This window comes from Streptomyces sp. NPDC003697 (genome assembly GCF_053587115.1).
In genome coordinates this window covers 1-18775 of record NZ_JBSFNN010000080.1, presented here as the reverse complement: position 1 = coordinate 18775, position 18775 = coordinate 1, and the positions used below count along the sequence as shown (strand labels likewise).

The following is an 18775-nucleotide window of genomic DNA, read 5'->3' as shown; positions in this document are numbered from 1 at the left end:
GACACCGGGGTAATCCGTGAAAAAGCTCTCCGCACGACGACGCCATCCGCTGGCGGCGGTCGTCGTCCTACTCCTCGCGCTGGCGGCCACTGGGGGGCTGTACACCGCGTTCGCGCCCGCGAGCAAGGCGCAGGCCGACGACACCGCCCAGTCCCTCACCATCGAGGAGGGCAAGAAGCTCTACGAGGTGGGCTGCGCCACCTGCCACGGCACCGGTGGCCAGGGCACCACTGACGGTCCTTCGCTGGTCGGCGTCGGTGCCGCGTCCGTCGACTTCCAGGTCGGCACCGGCCGTATGCCGGCCCAGCAGCAGGGCGCGCAGATCCCCAAGAAGCGGGTCCAGTACACGCAGGCCGAGATCGACCAGCTGGCGGCCTACATCGCCTCCCTGGGCGCCGGGCCCGCCGTGCCGACGAAGAACCAGTACAGCCCGGAGGGCGCGGACATCGCCAAGGGCGGTGAGCTGTTCCGCACGAACTGCGCGCAGTGCCACAACTTCTCCGGCAAGGGCGGCGCGCTCACGCACGGCAAGTACGCGCCGGACCTGGAGGGCGTCAGCCCCAAGCACATCTACGAGGCCATGCAGACCGGCCCGCAGAACATGCCTTCCTTCCCCGACACCACCATGACGGAGAAGAACAAGAAGGACATCATCGCGTACCTGAACGAGGTCAACGGCGACCAGACCGTGAGCCGTGGCGGCCTGGAACTGGGTGGCCTCGGACCGGTCGTCGAGGGTCTGTTCGCGTGGGTCTTCGGACTGGGCACGCTGATCGCGCTCGCCGTCTGGGTCGCCGCTCGGACCGCAAAGGCCAAGAAGTCATGAGTAGCCAAGACATTCCAGAAGAGAACCTGCCCACCGAGCAGGAGACCGCGCACGGCGCGGTGAGCGTCGCCGACGAGCGGAATCCGTTCGCCGACCCGGGCCTGCCGCCCCACGAGCACCGGATCCAGGACATCGACGAGCGGGCCGCCAAGCGGTCCGAACGCGCGGTCGCCCTGCTGTTCACGGTGTCGATGCTGGCCACCATCGGCTTCATCGTCGCGTACGTGACGATCCCGGCCGACAAGCCCGTCTACATCTTCCCGCTGGGTCACGTCAGCGCGCTGAACTTCGCGCTGGGCATGACGCTCGGCGTGGCGCTGTTCACGATCGGCGCGGGCGCGGTCCACTGGGCCCGCACCCTCATGTCCGACGTGGAGGTCGCCGACGAGCGCCACCCGATCGAGGCGCCCCCCGAGGTCCGCGCGAAGGTCTTCGACGACTTCCGCAAGGGCGCCGAGGAGTCGCAGCTCGGCCGGCGCAAGCTGATCCGCAACACCATGCTGGGCGCGCTGGCCCTGGTGCCGCTGTCCGGCGTCGTGCTGCTGCGCGACCTCGGCCCGCTGCCCGGGGACAAGCTCCGGCACACCATGTGGGCCAAGGGCAAGCGCATCGTCAACATGAACACGAACGAGCCGCTGCGTCCCGAGGACATCCTGGTCGGCTCGCTCACCTTCGCCAAGCCCGACGGCCTGGAGGAGCGGGACGAGGAGTTCCAGAACGAGATCGCCAAGGCGGCCCTGATGCTGGTGCGGCTCCTGCCGCAGGACATCCGGGACCGGCGCGAGCTCGACTGGTCGCACGAGGGCATCGTCGCGTACTCGAAGATCTGCACCCACGTGGGATGCCCGATCAGCCTGTACGAGCAGCAGACGCACCACGTGCTGTGCCCCTGCCACCAGTCCACCTTCGACCTCTCCGACGGTGCCCGAGTGATCTTCGGTCCCGCCGGCCACCCGTTGCCGCAGCTGCGGATCGGCGTGGACAACGAGGGCTACCTCCAGGCGCTGGGCGACTTCGAGGAGCCTGTCGGTCCTGCATTCTGGGAGCGCGGATGAGTACTACAGCGAGCAACACGAATCCATCCGGCGCCGGCGGGGCGGACCGCTCGCGCGGCCAGGCGTCGGGCGGCGAGCGTCTCGCCGACTGGGCCGACGGCCGGCTGGGGATCTACTCCCTGGCCAAGGCCAACCTGCGCAAGATCTTCCCCGACCACTGGTCGTTCATGTTGGGCGAAGTGTGCCTGTACAGCTTCATCATCATCATCCTCACGGGTGTGTACCTGACGCTGTTCTTCCACCCGTCGATGACCGAGGTCACGTACCACGGCAGCTACGTCCCGCTGCAGGGACAGCTGATGAGTGACGCGTACGCCTCGACCCTGCACATCAGCTTCGAGGTGCGCGGCGGTCTGCTGATCCGGCAGATCCACCACTGGGCCGCGGCGGTCTTCATCGCCGGCATGTTCGTGCACATGATGCGCGTGTTCTTCACCGGCGCGTTCCGCAAGCCGCGTGAGGTCAACTGGCTCTTCGGCTTCCTGCTGCTGGTCCTCGGCATGTTCACCGGCTTCACCGGTTACTCCCTGCCGGACGACCTGCTGTCGGGTACGGGTATCCGCTTCATGGAGGGCGCGATCCTGTCCGTGCCGATCGTCGGCACGTACCTGTCGTTCTTCCTGTTCGGCGGCGAGTTCCCCGGCCACGACTTCGTGCCACGGTTCTACTCGATCCACATCCTGCTGCTGCCGGGCATCATGCTCGGCCTGGTGGTGGCGCACCTGATCCTGGTCTTCTACCACAAGCACACGCAGTTCGCGGGTCCCGGCAAGACCAACAACAACGTCGTCGGCATGCCGCTGCTGCCGGTCTACATGGCCAAGGCGGGAGGCTTCTTCTTCCTGGTCTTCGGCGTCCTCGCCGCCATGTCGGCGATCGCCACGATCAACCCGGTCTGGGCCATGGGCCCCTACCGTCCGGACCAGGTGTCCACCGGCGCCCAGCCCGACTGGTACATGGGCTTCTCCGAGGGCCTGATCCGTGTCATGCCGGGCTGGGAGATCAACTTCTGGGGCCACACGCTCGTCCTGGGCGTGTTCATCCCGCTGGTGATCTTCCCGCTGGTCCTGGCGGCGATCGCGGTCTACCCGTTCATCGAGTCGTGGATCACCGGGGACAAGCGCGAGCACCACATCCTGGACCGCCCGCGCAACGCCCCGACGCGCACCGCGTTCGGCGTCGCCTGGATGACGGAGTACTTCGTGCTCCTCGTGGGCGGCGGCAACGACCTGATCGCGACGCACTTCCACCTGTCGATCAACGCCATCACCTGGACCGTCCGGATCCTGTTCTTCCTCGGACCGGTGATCGCGTTCATCGTCACCAAGCGGATCTGCCTCGGCCTGCAGCGCCGGGACCGGGACAAGGTGCTGCACGGTCGCGAGACCGGCATCATCAAGCGCCTGCCGCACGGTGAGTTCATCGAGGTGCACGAGCCGCTCAGCCAGGAGACGCTCTACACCCTCACGGCGCACGAGCAGCACAAGCCGGCGGAGATCGGCCCGACGGTCGACGGCAACGGCGTCGAGCGCAAGGTCACGGGGGCGCAGAAGCTGCGCGCCAAGCTCAGCAACGCGTACTACGGCGAGGAGTCGCAGATCCCGAAGCCCACCGTCGAGGAGTACAAGGAGATCACGAGCGGCCACGGCCACCACTGATCGCTGCGCACGTCACGCCACGGTGAGGGCCCCCGTCCGGTCTGCGGACGGGGGCCCTTCGCCGTGCCCCGGGCTGGATAGGGTGGAGAGGTGCCCGCCGGACGACGGGTTCCCCCTTCCCGAGCGTCCCGGACCCGTCCGGGACCGGACCCAGGAGCGGCTGATGAGCGCTGTGACCCCCGCTGGAGGCGACACCGCGGCGGGCCGTTCCTGGCCCCGTGTGCTGAACGCCCTGCTGGAGGGCCGCGACCAGAGCGCGGACGACACGGCCTGGGCGATGGACCGGATCATGCGCGGCGAGGCGACGGACGCCCAGATCGCCGGGTTCGCCGTCGCCCTGCGGGCCAAGGGCGAGACGGTCGAGGAGATCACCGGCCTGGTCCGCGCGATGTACGAGCACGCCACCGTCATCGAGGTGCCCGGCCCGGCCGTCGACATCGTCGGCACCGGCGGCGACGGCGCGAAGACGGTGAACATCTCCACGATGTCGTCGATCGTCGTCGCGGGCACGGGCGTGAAGGTGGTCAAGCACGGCAACCGGGCCGCGTCCTCGGCGTCCGGGTCCTCCGACGTCCTGGAGAAGCTGGGCGTCAACCTGGGGCTGACGCCGCAGCGCGTCGCGGAGGTCGCCGAGGAGGCGGGCATCACCATGTGTTTCGCGGTGCGCTTCCACCCGGCACTGCGCCACGTGGCCGCCGCCCGGGGCCAGCTGGGCATCCGCACGACGTTCAACATCCTCGGCCCGCTGACCAACCCGGCCAGGGTGCGGGCGCAGGCCGTGGGCGTCGCCGACGCGCGCATGGCGCCGATCGTCGCGGGCGTCTTCGCCGAGCGGGGCAACTCCTCCCTCGTCTTCCGGGGCGACGACGGCCTCGACGAGCTGACGACCACGTCCACCTCCCGGGTGTGGGTCGTCCGGGACGGCAAGGTCACCGAGGAGGTGTTCGATCCGCGCGACGTCGGCATCGAGCCGGTGCCCGTGGACGCGCTGCGCGGCGCGGACGCCTCGTACAACGCCGAGGTCGCGCGCCGGGTCCTCGACGGCGAGAAGGGCCCCGTCAGGGACGCGGTGCTGCTGAACTCGGCCGCCGCGCTGGTGGCGCTGGAGCCGGGCGACGAGCCCCTGACGGCGCAGATCCGGGCCGGCATGGCGAAGGCCGCCGAGTCCATCGACTCCGGGGCCGCGCGGCGGACGCTGGAGCGCTGGGTCGCCGCCAGCAACAAGTGAGCGCCTCCCCCCCCCGCAGCGGCTGGGATCCTTCCACCGGAACGGGCGCCGGTGCCTTCGGGCGCCGGCGCTCGGCCGTTCACGGCCGTCCCGTCATCCGGACACCGGTTGCGGCCGGCTGATCACGTCCCGTAGATTCCGGTCCAGGTCATGAGTGACAGCCACAAGGCCCCGGCCGGCTGTCCGGCAACCCTCCGTCCGTGGCGGGGTGCCCCGGGTGAGGACCAGGTCGCAGGCAGCGAGGTCTGCGGCAAGCGCGGACCCCTCGCACGCTCCCGCCGAGCGTGGGACCAGGGGTCCTGGTCGTCGAGGGAGCCTTCCGTGAGCAAGCGAATGCGATAGGGCCGCAGAGCCCCGCCTCCGCACACCCCTTATCCCCTCTCCGGCTTCCCCTCTTCGGGATGTCCCCTTCTCCGGCTCGCCCTCCTGTGCCGTCGCCGCGTCCTCAGGCGTGTCCCGGCACGGCCCGCGAATCCGACAGGGGGCTGCCGCCTGTCCTCACGGGAGTTCAGCCATGTCCGTCTCCGTCTCCGCCCCGGTTCCCGGCTCCACCGCCGCCCCCGCCGGGTCCGTCCGCGCCCCGCTGCCCGTCCTGGGCCGGGACGTCACCGTCCCGCTCGTCACCGGCGGCGAGGTCGGCTACGCCGCGCTCGACTACGCGGCCAGCGCCCCGGCCCTCCAGCGGGTCTGGGACGACGTGGCGGCGTACGCGCCCTACTACGGCAGCGTCCACCGTGGCGCCGGCTACCTCTCCCAGCTGTCCACCGACCTCTTCGAGAACGCCCGCAGGACCGTCGCCGAGTTCCTCGACTGCCGTGACACCGACCAGGTGGTCTTCACCCGGTCCACCACCGACTCCCTGAACCTGCTGGCCCGCGCGGTCCCGGACGACTGCCGCGTCTTCGTCTTCGAGACCGAGCACCACGCCTCGCTGCTGCCCTGGGGCGACGCGCGGGTGACCTGCCTCGACGCCCCCCGCAGCCCGGAGCAGGCCGTGGAGGTCCTGGAGCGGGCGCTGGCCGGCCGCGCCCCGCACGGCCCGGCGCTCGTCTGCGTCACCGGCGCCTCCAACGTCACCGGTGAGCTGTGGCCGGTGCGGGAACTGGCCGCCGCGGCCCACGCGCACGGCGCCCGCATCGTCCTGGACGCCGCCCAGCTCGCCCCGCACCACCCGGTGTCGGTGCGCGACCTCGACGTCGACTGGGTCGCCTTCTCCGGCCACAAGCTGTACGCCCCCTTCGGCTCCGGCGTGCTCGCCGGGCGCGCCGACTGGCTGCGCCGGGCGGAGCCGTACCTCGCGGGCGGCGGCGCCAGCCGCACGGTCACACGGCGCAGCGACGGGGGAGTGGAGGTGGAGTGGCACGACACCGCCGCCCGGCACGAGGCCGGCTCCCCGAACGTCATCGGCGCCCACGCCATCGCCTCGGCCTGCAGGGCCCTCACCGAGGCCGGGTTCGACGGCCTGGTCGCCCGCGAGCGGCACCTGGTCCGCGTGGTGCGGGCAGGTCTCGCCGAGATCCCCGGCGTCAGGGTGCTGTCGCTGTTCGGCGACGACGCGCCCCGCGTCGGGGTGATCTCCTTCGTCGTCGAGGGCTGGAACAGCTCCCACCTCGCCGCCGCGCTCTCCGCCGAGTACGGCATCGGCGTCCGGGACGGCCTGTTCTGTGCCCACCCGCTGGTGCGGACGCTGCTCGGCGGCGACCCGCAGGCCCGGGGCGGGTGCGGGTCGCCCGGCACCGCGCCCGGTGAGGCGCCCCCGAGCGCGGTCCGCGTCAGCTTCGGCGCCGGCACGCCCGACGAGCACGTGGAACGCTTCCTGCACGCGGTACGGGAACTCGTGCGGCACGGCGCCAGGTGGGAGTACCGGACGGAGAACGGCCGCTGCGTGCCGGCGGTCTAGGGGTTCTCCGAACACCGCGGCCGGATCCGATCCGATCCGATCCGGCCGCGGCGTCCGGCGCCGGGGGCGCCTGCGACGCCGGACGCCGCGGCTCAGGATTCGGGCTGCTCAGGAGTCGAGCCCGATGGCGAACGCCGCCTCCAGGTCGTGCTGCGAGTACGTGCGGAACGCGACGTGCGTGTCCGTCGCCTCGACGCCCGGGATCTTGCTGATCCGGCCGGGGATGACCTCGGCCAGGTCCTCGTGCTCCCGTACCCGGACGATGGCGATCAGGTCGTACGTGCCGGTGACGGAGAACACCTCGCTCACGCTCTCCAGCGAGGCGATCTGCTCGGCGATCTCGGGGATCCGGTCCACGCTGGTCTTGATGAGCACGATCGCGGTGATCACGGCTGGTTCTCTCCCTCGGGGGCCGGAGCAGGGGCGCAGTTCACTCTAGTCGCCCACCGGTTGCCCACCACCGCCCTTCCGGGGCCGCGCCCGGCGACCGCGGGCCGTCCCGAAGCGGGCCCACGCATAGGCGAAGCCCAGCGCGAAGCCGACCAGGTGGGCCAGATAGGCCACTCCCGGTCCCTGGGACGCCTGCCCCGCCGCCAGCCACTGCAGAGCCAGCCAGAAGGGCAGCACCACCCACGCGGGGAAGCGCAGGGGCAGGAAGAACAGGAACGGGAAGAGACTGGTGACCCGGGCCCGCGGGAACAGGTAGAGAAAGGCGCCGAGGACCGCGGAGATCGCCCCGGACGCGCCCACGAGGGTCTGCCCGGAGGCGGCGTTGGCGGCCGCGTAGCCCACCAGGGCCAGGTAGCCGCAGCCGACGTAGAACAGCGTGAACTGGATGCGGCCCATGCGCTCCTCGGTCATCGCCCCGAAGACGTAGAGGAAGAGCATGTTGCCGAGCAGATGCACCCAGCTGCCGTGCACGAACAGGGCCGTGGCCGGGGTGAGCGCGGCCGCCGCGGAGCCCTGGAACAGATCGGCGGGGACCACACCCCAGCGCAGGAAGTAGGACCGTTGGGCGGCGAGCAGTTCCTCGCCGGAGCCGTACGCCGGATCGAGTCCGGCCGCCGGGCCGGTCAGGAAGACCAGGCAGCACCCCGCGATCAGGGCGTACGTCACGGGCGCGGGCGTGCCCCGCACCGCCCGGACGGCCCGCGCCCACCTGCCGGCCGCCGTGTTCGGGTTGCTGATCACGAACACAGAGCATGGCGTAACCGGACGCAACCGCACAGACCGCCTCGCCGCGGTGGACGGGCAGGCGGCGACCGACCGCCACCCCGTAGGGTTACGGCCACACGCACCAGGGAAGCTGGCGCAGACGGACACGAGAAGGAAGCGAACAGCGACGATGACGGTTCCCCTGCCGACCGCCACGACCCGGTGGCGCTGCACCCTCTGCGGCAACCTGACCCGCTTCGACGTGACGCGCTCGTCGAAGGTCGTCGAGTACGTGCACCTGGACCTGGCCGGCGAGCCCACGGTCGAGGAGCGCGAGGTGGTCAATGAGACCGTCGAATCGGTGCGGTGCCGCTGGTGCAACGCCGTGGACCAGGTGGAACTCGTGGACAGGCCGGGCGCCGGCTCCTGAGCGGAGCGGGCCCGCACAGGGGGTCCCCGAGGGGGCCCGCACAGGCATTGGGGTGACGGATGGCGGAGACGCGAGGCGGGGGGCCGGACGACGGCACCGCTGAGGTGCTCGACCGCCCGCTGCCCGAAGGGGTGCGCCGCCGGGTCGTCCACATCGTGTCCGACGGGTTCGGCGCGCTGACCGTGGGCGAGCTGCCCGCGCAGCTGCGGCAGTACGCCCGGTTCACCCCGACGCGCCGGGCGAAGTTCGCGGGCAACGCCATGGCGGCGGCGCTGGAGACCGATCCGCTGTTCCGGCAGCGCATCGGCGAGAAGTTCAAGGAGGCGCAGCCGGAGCTGTGCTCCGCTCTCGACTCCGGCTCGCCGCCCCCGGCCGCGGACCCGCTCGACGTCGCGGCCGCGGCCTACGTGCTGCGGCCGGCGGGCTGGGTCAAGCTGGTGACCGCGGCCGGCGAGGAGGCCCTGCGGGCCCACGCCGAACGCGCCGACGAGGAGAGCCGGGCGGAGCTGGAGCGGCTGCGCGCCGAACTGGCCGCGGCCCGCGAGCAGACCAGGGCCGAGACCGAGCGGCTGCGGGCCGAGCTGGACCAGGCCCGCAAGGACGCCGAGTCGCTGCACCGCAGACTGCGTGCCGCGCTCAGCGACGTCAAGCGGGGCGAGGCCGCGCTGCGCAAGGCGCGGGGCGAGACGGAGACGGTGCGGGCCGAGGGCCAGGCGCAGGTGTCGGCCGCCGAGAGCGAGGCGCGGCGGGTCAAGGCGCGCCTGGCCGAGGCCGAGGCGGCCCTGGAGGCCACCCGCCGGGCCACCCGCGAGGGCCGCAGCGTCGAGGACATGCGGTTGCGGCTGCTGCTGGACACGGTGCTGGACGCCGCTCAGGGCCTGCGCCGGGAACTGGCGCTGCCGCCGGTGTCCGTGCGGCCCGCGGAGACCGTGGACGCCGTCGAGCCGGGGCGGATGAGCCCCAAGGACATCGCGGCCCGTGCGCTGTCGGAGCACGACCCGGCGATACTCGACCAGCTCCTCGCGCTGCCCCAGGCGCATCTGGTCGTCGACGGCTACAACGTCACCAAGACCGGCTATCCGCAGATGCCGCTGGAGAAGCAGCGGCTCAGACTGCTCGGCCAGCTCTCCCAGCTCGCCGCGCAGACCGGCGCGGAGGTCACCTGCGTCTTCGACGGGGCGGAGCTCGTGGCGCCGGTGCTGCTCGCGCCGCCGCGCGGGGTGCGGGTGCTGTTCTCCAAACCCGGCGTCACCGCCGACGAGTTGATCCGGCAGCTCGTGCGCGCCGAGCCGCCGGGCCGGCCGGTCGTCGTCGCCTCCACCGACCGCGAGGTGGCCGACGGGGTCGCCAGGGCCGGCGCGCGGCCGGTGGCGTCGGCCGTGCTACTGAAGCGTTTCTCCCGGGCATGACGTGAATTCCCACCCGGCATGGCCCTTGTCGTGAAAGCCCCTTGAGTGGCGTACGCCCCCAGTGCAACGTACCTGCTCATTGCCCGAATTGGCGGCAGCCTGGTGCGACGTACGGTCAATATTGCATTACCGCACGTGAGTTCAGAGAAAAATATGTATGGCATGAAGGAGTTTTTCCGGCTCAGGATTTGAACTGATCACAGCCGGGTCACTAGGGTCTGGGCTCGAACCTCCGCACGGGTGACCACTCACATGGGGTGAGTGGCGGCGGAGGGGCACCGCCCACCGGCGTGTCGGTAGGCGGCTGAAGGAAGAAGGAGCTCGCCCCCGTGGCGTCCCACCGTCGACCCAAGCAGCCGAGCCGCGCACGTGTGACCGTGCTGACCACCGCAGCCGCCGCTGCCGTCGCCCTGAGCGCCCAGGCCGCCAACGCCGCGCCGAGCGAGAAGCCGAGCAAGGACGAGGTCAAGGCCAAGGTCGACCAGCTCTACGAGCAGGCGGAGCAGGCCACCGAGAAGTACAACGGGGCCAAGGAGAAGCAGGAGAAGCTCCAGAAGGAGATCTCCACCATCCAGGACAACGTCGCCCGCGGCCAGGAGGAGCTCAACAAGCTCCGCGACGGCCTCGGTTCGATGGCGGCCGGCCAGTACCGCTCCGGCGGCATCGACCCGTCCCTCCAGCTCTTCCTGTCCTCGGACCCCGACGACTACCTCGACAAGGCCTCCACGCTCGACCAGTTGAGCAGCCAGCAGGTCGACGCGCTGAAGAAGATCCAGGACAAGCAGCGCGAACTCGCCCAGGAGCGGGCCGAGGCCACCGAGAAGCTCAAGGACCTCGCCACCACCCGCACCGAGCTCGGCAAGAAGAAGAAGGAAGTCCAGGGCAAGCTCGCCGAAGCCCAGAAGCTCCTCAACTCCCTGACGGCGAAGGAGAAGGCGGAGCTCACCGCCGAGCAGGCACGAGCCACGCGCGCCAGCGAGCGCACCGTCCTGAACGGCTCCGACAGCTCCGCCTCCGGCCGGGCCGCGGCGGCCTTCTCCGCCGCCCAGAGCAGGCTCGGCTCGCCCTACGTCTACGGCGCCACCGGCCCGTCCTCCTTCGACTGCTCGGGCCTGACCTCCTGGGCGTACGCGCAGGCCGGCGTCGGCATCCCGCGCACCTCCGAGTCGCAGGCGAACATCGGCACCCGGATCTACTCCATGAGCGACCTGCGCGTCGGCGACCTGGTGTTCTTCTTCAACGACCTGCACCACGTCGGGCTGTACGCCGGCAACGGCCAGGTGCTCCACGCCCCGCGCACCGGCACCGTCGTCCGCTACGAGTCGATGGGCACCATCGGCGGCCCGTTCATGTTCGGCGTCCGGGTCTGACCCGGACCGCTGCGCGACCAGGCCGCGATGCCGCCCGAACGGGCGAAAAATCCGCGGTGCGCCGACCCCACGCCCCGCCCGTGACCTGCGTCTGAGGCGGGGTGTCGCGTTCACGGGCCCGCCGGCGGCTTTGGCCGCCGAGTGACGGCGCGGCTACTGTCTGGCGCGTTTCCCCACCGCCGGGGGCTCTGCCGTCCGGCGCCCGGGGAAGCGGTCCTGTCCGCCAGCGGAAGGAGCACCGCCGCCCGTGGGGTCCCATCGCCGTCCTGCACCGTCCGGGTCCGACCGGGGCGCCACGGCCGCCCTGTGCGCCCTGTCCGCCGCGGCCGCGGTCCTCGGAGCCGTCCCGGCCGCCGCCGCGCCGCACGACGGCACCCGCGCCGAGGTGGACCGGCTCTACCAGGAGGCCGAGAAGGCGACCGAGGCGTACAACAGGGCCGGGGAACGCGCCGGCACGCTGCGCCGGCGGGCGCGCGACGCCCAGGACCGCGTCGCCCGGCAGCAGCAGCGCGTCAACACCCTGCGGGAGAGGCTCGGTTCGGTCGCAGGGGCCCAGTACCGCGCCGGCGGCGTCGACCCCCACCTCGCCCTGCTGTTCTCCGACGACCCGGCCGACTACCTCGACAGGGCGACCGCGCTCGACCGGATCGCCGACCGCCAGGCCGGCGAGCTGAGGAACCTGAGGTCGGCCCTGCGCGAACTCGCCCAGGAGCGCGCCGAGGCCCGCGGCGCCCTCGCCGAACTGACCAGGAGCCGCAGGTCCGCCGCCGCGCACCGGCGGACGGTCGAGGCGAAGCTCGCCCGGGCCCGGCAGCTGCTCGGTTCGCTGACCGGCGAGGAGCGGGCGGCCTACGGCCGGGCCTCCCGCTTCGGCCGCCACGGCCTCGGCGGCCCCGCCGCGTCGGGCCGCGCGGCGCTCGCGGTCGCCGCCGCCCGCGCCGCCCTCGGCCGCCCCTACGTCTGGGGCGCCAACGGCCCGTCCGGCTTCGACTGCTCGGGCCTCACGCAGTGGGCGTACGCGCAGGCCGGCGTCCAGTTGCCGCGCACCTCGCAGGAGCAGCGGCGCGCCGGCCGGCGGATCCCGCTGTCCCAGGCGCGGCCCGGCGACCTCGTCGTGTACCGGTCCGACGCCGGGCACGTCGCCCTGTACGTCGGCGGCGGCCGCGTCATCCACGCCCCCCACCCCGGCGCGCCGGTGCGCTACGACCCGGTGGACATGATGCCGGTCTCGTCGGTGACCAGGGTCTGAGGGCGCGGCCGCCGCACCGTACGATCGGCCCATGGCAGCCGGCGGACGGGCGAGGTGCGCACTGGTGGCGCTCTGCCTGCTGCCGGCGTCGCTGACGGCCTGCGGCGAGCGGTCCACGACGGACCCGGCCCGGGACGCGGTGCAGCGGGTCCTCGACCGGCGGGCGGCGGCGGTCCTGCGCCACGACGAGGCGGCGTACGCGGCCACCGGCATCCGCACCCCGTACGCGAACCTGCGGGCCCTGCCCCTGTCGGCCTTCTCCTACCGGCTGACCGGACTGCGCCGCAGCGGCGCCACCGCCACCGCCGAGGCGCGGCTCAGCTACCGGGTGCGCGGGTACGACACGGCGCCCGTGACCGTCGGCCGCACGCTGGCCCTGTCCACCGGCGCCGACGGCGCCTGGTCCGTCGACTCCGACCGGCCCGCGAGGAAGGCGCCCCAGCAACTGTGGGACCAGGGCGCGGTGTCGGTCGTGCGCGGGAGGCACAGCCTCGTCCTCGGGGTGGGGCAGAGCGGCGGGGCGCTGCGCCGCTACGCGGGTCTGGCCGACCGCGCCGTGCCCGCGGTGTCGGACGCCTGGGGCACGGACTGGAGCCGGCAGGTCGTCGTGCTCGTCCCCGAGTCCCTGGAGGGGATGGCCGGGCTGCTCGGCTCGCCCGCCTCGGACTACCGCGGGATCGCCGCCGTCACCACCGGCGAGGCCGGCGTGGCGAAGCAGGGGGCCGCCCGGCCGGGGTCCGGGTCCGGGCCGGGCCGGACGCCCGCCGACCGGATCGTCGTCAACCCCGACGCATACGGGGTGCTCGGCTCGTTCGGCCGGCAGGTGGTCCTCACCCACGAGACCGCGCACGTCGCCACCCGCGCCCACACCGATCGGGCCACGCCGCTGTGGCTGTCCGAGGGGTACGCCGACTGGGCCGGCTACCGGGGCAGCGACCGCACACCGGGCCAGGTGGCGCCGGAACTGCGGCGGGCCGTGTCGCAGGGGCAGGTGCCGACCGCGCTGCCGCCCGACGCGGACTTCGGCTTCACCGGCGACCCCACCCGGCTGTCCCGGGCCTACGAGGGCGGCTGGCTGGCCTGCCGGCTGATCGCCGAGCGCTGGGGCGAGGCCCGTCTGGACGCGTTCTACCGGGCGGTGGGCACGCACGGGAAGAGGGCAGGCGCCGTCGAGGACGCGATGGCGAAGGTACTGGGGACGGACCCCGGGACGTTCACCGCGCAGTGGCGGCAGTACCTGCGGACGCGACTGCGCTGACCCGTCAGGAGCGCCCCGAGCGCTGCCCGCCCGTCTCCTGCCGCCGTCCGTCCGGCGACGGCCCGGCGGGGACGCGCGCGACCCGATCGGGCGGAGCGGGGGGTGCCGCCGCGGCGGCCGTGGAGCGCCACAGCTCCCGTGCGGCGGACAGGGCGGCGGCGACCAGCAGGCCGTCCCGGAGGAACAGCAGGGCGACGCCGAGCGGGGCGCCGGCGACGACGTCCGTGAAGAAGACCGGGAACTCCAGCGTGGTCACCGGGGCCGCCGCCAGCACCAGCCGGGTCGGCAGCCGCATCCGGCCGCTGCCCAGGCACCGGCAGACGGCCGCCAGCCCGACCAGCCACACCAGGTACTGCGGGCTGATCACCCGGCTGGCGACCGTGAACAGCAGCACCGCCGTGAACACGGCGTCCGCGGGCGTGTGGGGCAGGACGGCGCCCGTCCGCCCCGCGCGCAGCCGCCACGCCAGCAGCCACCCGGTGACCGCGCCGGTGAGGACCAGGGACGCGGTGCTCACCACCGCGACGTACGGGCCGGCGAACTCCAGCGAGCCGTAGGAGAAGACCACCCGCCCGCTCCAGCCGGCGTACCGGGCCACGTGCAGGACGAGCCCGCCCAGCGACTCCACCTCCGTGCCCCGGTCGCGCTGCGACGTCCAGAAGGACAGCGCGCCGGGCAGGGTGAGCGTGAACAGCGCGGTCCCGACGGCCACGGTGACCGCCGCCGCGCCCCACATCCGGTACCGGTCCCGGCCTAGGACACCGGCCAGCGCGAGCGCCGGCCACACCTTCAGCAGCGCCCCGAGCCCGGCCAGCACGCCCGCCGCCCGGGGATGCCGGGCGCCGGCGAGCAGTGCCGCCACCGCCACCGCGGTCACCATGACGTCGTAGCGCGCGTACACAGTCGGGCCGAGCAGCGCGACGCCCGCCACCCACGTCCCGGCGCCGCGCCGCGACCGGCCGGGACTCCGGGCCGCGCGCAGCAGCAGGCAGAGCACCGCCAGGTCGGCCAGGCACGCCAGCACGAAGAAGGCGCTGGCGTAGCCCAGGAAGGGCAGGGCGGCAGGGGAGAGGACGGCGAGTGCGGCGCCCGGCGGATACTGCCAGGTGACGTCGCCGAGGGGGAAGCCGCCCTGCCGCAGCACCTCGTACCACCCCCGGTAGATCACCGACACGTCCACGGTGACGTCCGGGCCGGGGAACACGAGCACCCTCAGGACGCACAGCAGCAGCACCAGCCGGGTCGCGCCCCACGCCGCGAGCAGCACCACCGGACTCCGCCCCACGCCCGCCTTGTCCACTCGGCTGCCCTTCATCCGTTCTCAGCGGTTTTCGCACGTTCCACACGTTCCGGGTCTTTCGCGTGCCGAGGCACATGATCCCCGGCGGCCCCGGCGCGGGCCGTCAGGCACGGCCGCGGAGGGCGGCAGCGGGGGGTTGGATAGGGTCGGCGGCGATGCGAAAGACCCTCATCGTGACCAACGACTTCCCGCCCCGCCCGGGCGGGATCCAGGCGTTCCTGCACAACATGGCGCTCCGGATGGATCCCGGGCGCCTGGTCGTCTACGCCTCCACCTGGAAGCGCAGCCGGGAGGGGATCGAGGCCACCGCCGCCTTCGACGCCGACCAGCCCTTCACCGTCGTGCGCGACCGGACGACGATGCTGCTGCCGACACCCGCCGTGACCCGGCGCGCCGTCGGGCTGCTGCGCGAACACGGCTGCTCCTCGGTGTGGTTCGGGGCCGCCGCCCCGCTCGGGCTGATGGCGCCGGCGCTGCGCCGGGCGGGCGCCGGGCGGCTGGTGGCCACCACCCACGGCCACGAGGCCGGCTGGGCCCAACTGCCCGCCGCACGCGGCCTCCTGCGCCGGATCGGCCAGTCGACGGACACCCTGACCTACCTCGGCGAGTACACCCGCTCCCGGATAGCCGGCGCGCTGACGCCGGAGGCGGCCGGCCGCATGGTCCAGCTGCCGCCCGGCGTCGACGAGAAGACCTTCCACCCGGGGTCGGGCGGCGACGAGGTGCGGGCCCGGCTCGGGCTCGCCGACCGGCCGGTGGTCGTGTGCGTCTCGCGCCTGGTGCCGCGCAAGGGCCAGGACACCCTCATCCGCGCCATGCCCCGCATCCTGGCCGCCGAGCCGGACGCGGTCCTGCTCGTCGTCGGCGGCGGGCCGTACGGAAGTGAGCTGCGCCGCCTCGCGCGGGAGACCGGGGTCGCCGGCTCGGTGCGGTTCACCGGCGCGGTGCCGTGGGAGGAGCTGCCCGCCCACTACGGCGCCGGGGACGTCTTCGCCATGCCGTGCCGCACCCGGCGCGGCGGGCTCGACGTCGAGGGACTGGGCATCGTCTACCTGGAGGCGTCCGCGACCGGGCTGCCCGTCGTCGCCGGCGACTCCGGCGGCGCGCCCGACGCCGTGCTCGACGGCGAGACCGGCTGGGTGGTGCGTGGCGGCGCGCCCGAGGAGGCCGCCGACCGCATCGTCACCCTCCTCCAGGACGCCGGGCTGCGGCGCCGGATGGGGGAGCGGGGGCGGGAGTGGGTGGAGGAGAAATGGCGCTGGGACCTGCTGGCGCGGCGGCTGGAGGAACTGCTCTGAGGGCGGGTGGAGCGGACAGAGGTACGACCCGAGCGCGCGGCAACCGAAGTGCGCCCCCGCTCCCGAGAGCGGTCACTGGTTCGATCGTCACGCCGTCCCACCCTTCCGGCACTGCCGCAGTAAATGCGTACACCTCGCCCCGGCGGCCGGAATGGTCCGCCGCAGGTGGGGATGATCACCGTAGGGCTCCCCGCAGTAAATCCGGCATTTACTGCGGTAGTTCTTCCGGTTTCCGCTGGGCGGCTGCGGTGAGCTGGGCGGCCAGATTCTTGAGCGCCTGCCGCAGTTCGTCGGGATGGTGGATGGTGAAGGGCCACTCCAGGGAGGCGAGCATGTGGGCCATGCCGTCCAGCCGTTCTGCCCGTGCGTGCATGAGAACGCCAGTGGGCTGGGCAGTGAGGGTCACCGCTGAGCGAGGCAGCCGGCGAGCGATCTCATCGAGGGGGCCATGGATAGTCACCCCGACCTGCCAGCGGTAGGGCCCCTGAGCGAGGGTCGAGGTCAAGTGGGCGACGGGGTCGAAGCCGTCGGGTGCGATGAAGCGGTCGGTTCGGGGGTTGACGGAGGTGATGCGGTCGATGCGGAAGGTCCGCAGGCTGTCGCGGAGGTGGTCGTGGCCGACGACGTACCAGCGACCGGTGTGGAAGACCACTCCGTAGGGGTCGATGTCGCGTTCGGTGTGTTCCTGGCGCCAGGACTGGTGGTGGATGCCGACGGTCGTGCGGGCGCGGGAGGCCTGGGCCAGTGCCAGCAGGACGCCGGTTCCGGGTGTCTGCCCGATTACGGCGTCGGCGGTGAAGGACAGGGTCTCCCGCATGGCGGCGAGCGGTTCGCGCAGGGCGTGCGGGAGAACCCGCTCGATCTTGGCCAAGGCACCGGCATTGGCCGGCGCGGCGGTGCCCATGCCCAGACGTTCTGCCGCGAGCAGGCCAAGGACGACGGCGAGGGCCTCGTCATTGGTGAGGACCAGAGGTGGCATGCGGTAGCCGCGGGCCAGTCGGTAGCCGCCGTAGCGGCCGCGTTCGGCCTCCACGGGGATGCCCAAGTGGCGTAGGTGGGCCGTGTAACGGCGCACGGTGCGGACGTCGGTGTCCAGGCGGTCGGCCAGCTCCGTCCCGGTGAGCCGGGCGTTGGACTGGAGGAGTTCCAGCAGGGTCAGCACACGGGTGAGGGGATGCGACATCGATCACTCGGCATTTCAGGGCGGATTCTGTCCTGTATCGACTTTACGCTCCCCGCAGCACCTACTTCTGGGAGATCACATGGCCAACTTCGTACTCGTTCCCGGCGCCTGGCTCGGGGCGTGGGCCTGGGAAGACACCGCCCGCGCTCTGCGGGAACGCGGCCATACGGCGCTACCGCTGACACTGACCGGCCTGGCCGAGCACGCAGACCAGGGCGGCCCCCAGACGGACCTGGAAACACACATCGCGGACATCACGGGATTCGTCGAGCGGAACGATCTGCGCGGCATAACGCTGGTCGCCCACAGCTACGCGGCTGCCCCGGTGACCGGGGCAGCCGGACGTCTCGGCGACCGCCTGGAGCGCGTGATCTACGTGGACAGCGCCCCGTTCGCCGCAGGCATGTGCATGCTCGACCTCATGCCACCGCAGGCAGCGGACCAGCTGCGCCGGCAGGTCGACGCTTCCGGCGACGGGTGGCGGCTACCGATGCCGCCCTTTGAGGTCTTGGGCTTGTCCAGCAGCCTCGACGGGCTCGATGGGGGCCAGCGGAACGCTCTGCGCACGCGTGCCACCCCTCAGCCGTTCGGCACTTTCACCCAGCGTCTCGCCGGCCCGGCCGAGCCCGGTCCCGGTGTGGACCGTGTCCTGATCGCCTGCCGTGACTTCACGGGGCTGCTGGATGTCGAGGTGCCGATGCTGGCCTACCTGAACCAGCCGCCATGGCGGCGCTTCGACCTGCCCACCGGGCACTGGCCAATGCTCTCCGTGCCCGCCGAACTGGCCCGCGTCCTCGACGAGGCCGTCTCCTGACCGCGTCGGCCGAGAGGCACAGCCCGACGCCTGACCAGGAGAAGCATCCGCACGCTGCGGGCCCGCGCGCAGGCCCTGGCGAGCCCACTCCGACTCATCGCGGCTCGGGGAGAAGAACAGATGCCGCTCATACGCTGTGATCAGCCGCTTGAACCGTGGACACGCGGTCCGTTCAATCGATGTCACAACCCACCCCGGGCCCCAGACGACGCGCAACACCACCACCAACGACACTGGGCCGAATGGGTGACGGGCGACGAGCGCCCAGGCCTTCAGGACCATCCCGTTGCCTCTTTGGCGCGTATCTCGGTCACACCCCAGGGACGGGGACGGCGTGCGGCCCGTCACGCCCACGGACGGGGACGGGGCTCGGTCCGTCAGGCCGCGGATTGAGGCGCCCGGGCCGTCAGGCCAGGGGCGGCGAAGCAAACGGCCCGGTCTGCGCACCACGGACGGCGACGGCGCGCGGCCCCGTCCGTCAGGCCACGGACGGGGACGGCGCTCGGTCCGTCAGGCCACGGACGGCGACGGCGCCCGCGCCCGGCCCCCCGCGCCACGGACGGCGACTACGAGAAGGGCTGGACGAAGACGTTCAACTACATCCAGCTCAACAAGGGCACGAACACCATCAAGATCTCGTGC

At 72.6% G+C, this 18775-nt stretch carries 15 protein-coding genes, 2 pseudogenes and 1 riboswitch; of the genes and pseudogenes, 13 read left to right on the top strand and 4 right to left on the bottom strand.

Annotated features, from left to right (window positions below; all coding sequences use genetic code 11):
• The first annotated feature begins 16 nt into the window (after positions 1 to 16).
• From qcrC to ACWDNY_RS25365, 5 genes are all read left to right on the top strand, one after another.
• On the top strand, positions 17 to 826 hold the full coding sequence (gene qcrC, locus ACWDNY_RS25385) for a cytochrome bc1 complex diheme cytochrome c subunit (protein WP_451648096.1): 810 nt from the start codon (positions 17 to 19) through the stop codon (positions 824 to 826).
• Positions 823 to 1881, top strand: a complete 1059-nt coding sequence (qcrA, locus tag ACWDNY_RS25380; protein ID WP_451648095.1) for a cytochrome bc1 complex Rieske iron-sulfur subunit — start codon at positions 823 to 825, stop codon at positions 1879 to 1881. Before qcrC ends, qcrA begins: the two co-directional genes overlap by 4 nt.
• Complete coding sequence (qcrB, locus tag ACWDNY_RS25375) at positions 1878 to 3539, top strand: cytochrome bc1 complex cytochrome b subunit (protein ID WP_451648094.1); 1662 nt, start codon at positions 1878 to 1880, stop codon at positions 3537 to 3539. Before qcrA ends, qcrB begins: the two co-directional genes overlap by 4 nt.
• A 163-nt stretch (positions 3540 to 3702) precedes the next feature.
• Positions 3703 to 4767, top strand: a complete 1065-nt coding sequence (gene trpD, locus ACWDNY_RS25370) for an anthranilate phosphoribosyltransferase (protein ID WP_451648093.1) — start codon at positions 3703 to 3705, stop codon at positions 4765 to 4767.
• Between the two features lie 146 nt (positions 4768 to 4913).
• Positions 4914 to 5030, top strand: a riboswitch (SAM riboswitch).
• A 251-nt stretch (positions 5031 to 5281) separates the two neighbouring features.
• Entirely contained in the window at positions 5282 to 6667 is a 1386-nt protein-coding gene (locus ACWDNY_RS25365; protein WP_451648092.1) for an aminotransferase class V-fold PLP-dependent enzyme, read from the top strand.
• 108 nt (positions 6668 to 6775) lie between these two features.
• Here the strand turns inward: ACWDNY_RS25365 and ACWDNY_RS25360 are convergent, their stop codons facing one another.
• Positions 6776 to 7057, bottom strand: coding sequence for an Lrp/AsnC family transcriptional regulator (locus tag ACWDNY_RS25360; protein ID WP_361508958.1), 282 nt, complete (start codon positions 7055 to 7057; stop codon positions 6776 to 6778).
• A pseudogene (locus tag ACWDNY_RS25355) lies at positions 7054 to 7804 on the bottom strand (rhomboid family intramembrane serine protease). The gene ACWDNY_RS25360 and the pseudogene ACWDNY_RS25355 overlap by 4 nt, the downstream one beginning before the upstream one ends.
• A 208-nt stretch (positions 7805 to 8012) precedes the next feature.
• Here ACWDNY_RS25355 and ACWDNY_RS25350 point away from each other — a divergent pair.
• The 5 genes from ACWDNY_RS25350 (at position 8013) to ACWDNY_RS25330 (ending at position 13538) form a co-directional block, all read left to right on the top strand.
• Positions 8013 to 8252, top strand: coding sequence for a hypothetical protein (locus ACWDNY_RS25350; protein ID WP_451648091.1), 240 nt, complete (start codon positions 8013 to 8015; stop codon positions 8250 to 8252).
• Between the two features lie 59 nt (positions 8253 to 8311).
• Positions 8312 to 9661: an NYN domain-containing protein gene (locus ACWDNY_RS25345; protein ID WP_451648090.1), complete on the top strand. Its 1350-nt coding sequence runs from the start codon at positions 8312 to 8314 to the stop codon at positions 9659 to 9661.
• 329 nt (positions 9662 to 9990) lie between these two features.
• Positions 9991 to 11031 (top strand): NlpC/P60 family protein, encoded by a 1041-nt coding sequence (locus ACWDNY_RS25340; protein ID WP_451648089.1) that lies wholly within the window; start codon positions 9991 to 9993, stop codon positions 11029 to 11031.
• A 247-nt stretch (positions 11032 to 11278) separates the two neighbouring features.
• Positions 11279 to 12280 (top strand): NlpC/P60 family protein, encoded by a 1002-nt coding sequence (locus ACWDNY_RS25335; RefSeq protein WP_451648088.1) that lies wholly within the window; start codon positions 11279 to 11281, stop codon positions 12278 to 12280.
• A gap of 31 nt (positions 12281 to 12311) precedes the next feature.
• Positions 12312 to 13538, top strand: coding sequence for a hypothetical protein (locus ACWDNY_RS25330; protein WP_451648087.1), 1227 nt, complete (start codon positions 12312 to 12314; stop codon positions 13536 to 13538).
• Positions 13539 to 13542: 4 nt separating this feature from the next.
• On the opposite strand, the gene ACWDNY_RS25325 is transcribed toward ACWDNY_RS25330, so the two are convergent.
• Entirely contained in the window at positions 13543 to 14838 is a 1296-nt protein-coding gene (locus ACWDNY_RS25325; RefSeq protein WP_451648105.1) for a glycosyltransferase 87 family protein, read from the bottom strand.
• Between the two features lie 155 nt (positions 14839 to 14993).
• Here ACWDNY_RS25325 and ACWDNY_RS25320 point away from each other — a divergent pair, with 155 nt between their 5' ends.
• Positions 14994 to 16136 carry a glycosyltransferase family 4 protein gene (locus tag ACWDNY_RS25320; protein WP_451648086.1) on the top strand — a complete coding sequence of 381 codons (1143 nt, stop codon included), beginning with the start codon at positions 14994 to 14996 and terminating at the stop codon, positions 16134 to 16136.
• A 208-nt stretch (positions 16137 to 16344) separates the two neighbouring features.
• Here ACWDNY_RS25320 and ACWDNY_RS25315 read toward each other — a convergent pair whose 3' ends face one another.
• The gene (locus tag ACWDNY_RS25315; protein WP_451648085.1) at positions 16345 to 17319 is read right to left on the bottom strand and encodes a helix-turn-helix transcriptional regulator; all 975 of its coding nucleotides are present in this window, start codon (positions 17317 to 17319) and stop codon (positions 16345 to 16347) included.
• A gap of 79 nt (positions 17320 to 17398) precedes the next feature.
• On the opposite strand from ACWDNY_RS25315, the gene ACWDNY_RS25310 reads away from it, so the two are divergent.
• Positions 17399 to 18133 (top strand): alpha/beta fold hydrolase, encoded by a 735-nt coding sequence (locus ACWDNY_RS25310; protein ID WP_451648084.1) that lies wholly within the window; start codon positions 17399 to 17401, stop codon positions 18131 to 18133.
• A 552-nt stretch (positions 18134 to 18685) separates the two neighbouring features.
• Positions 18686 to 18775, top strand: a pseudogene (locus tag ACWDNY_RS25305) (carbohydrate-binding protein); the annotation flags it as partial.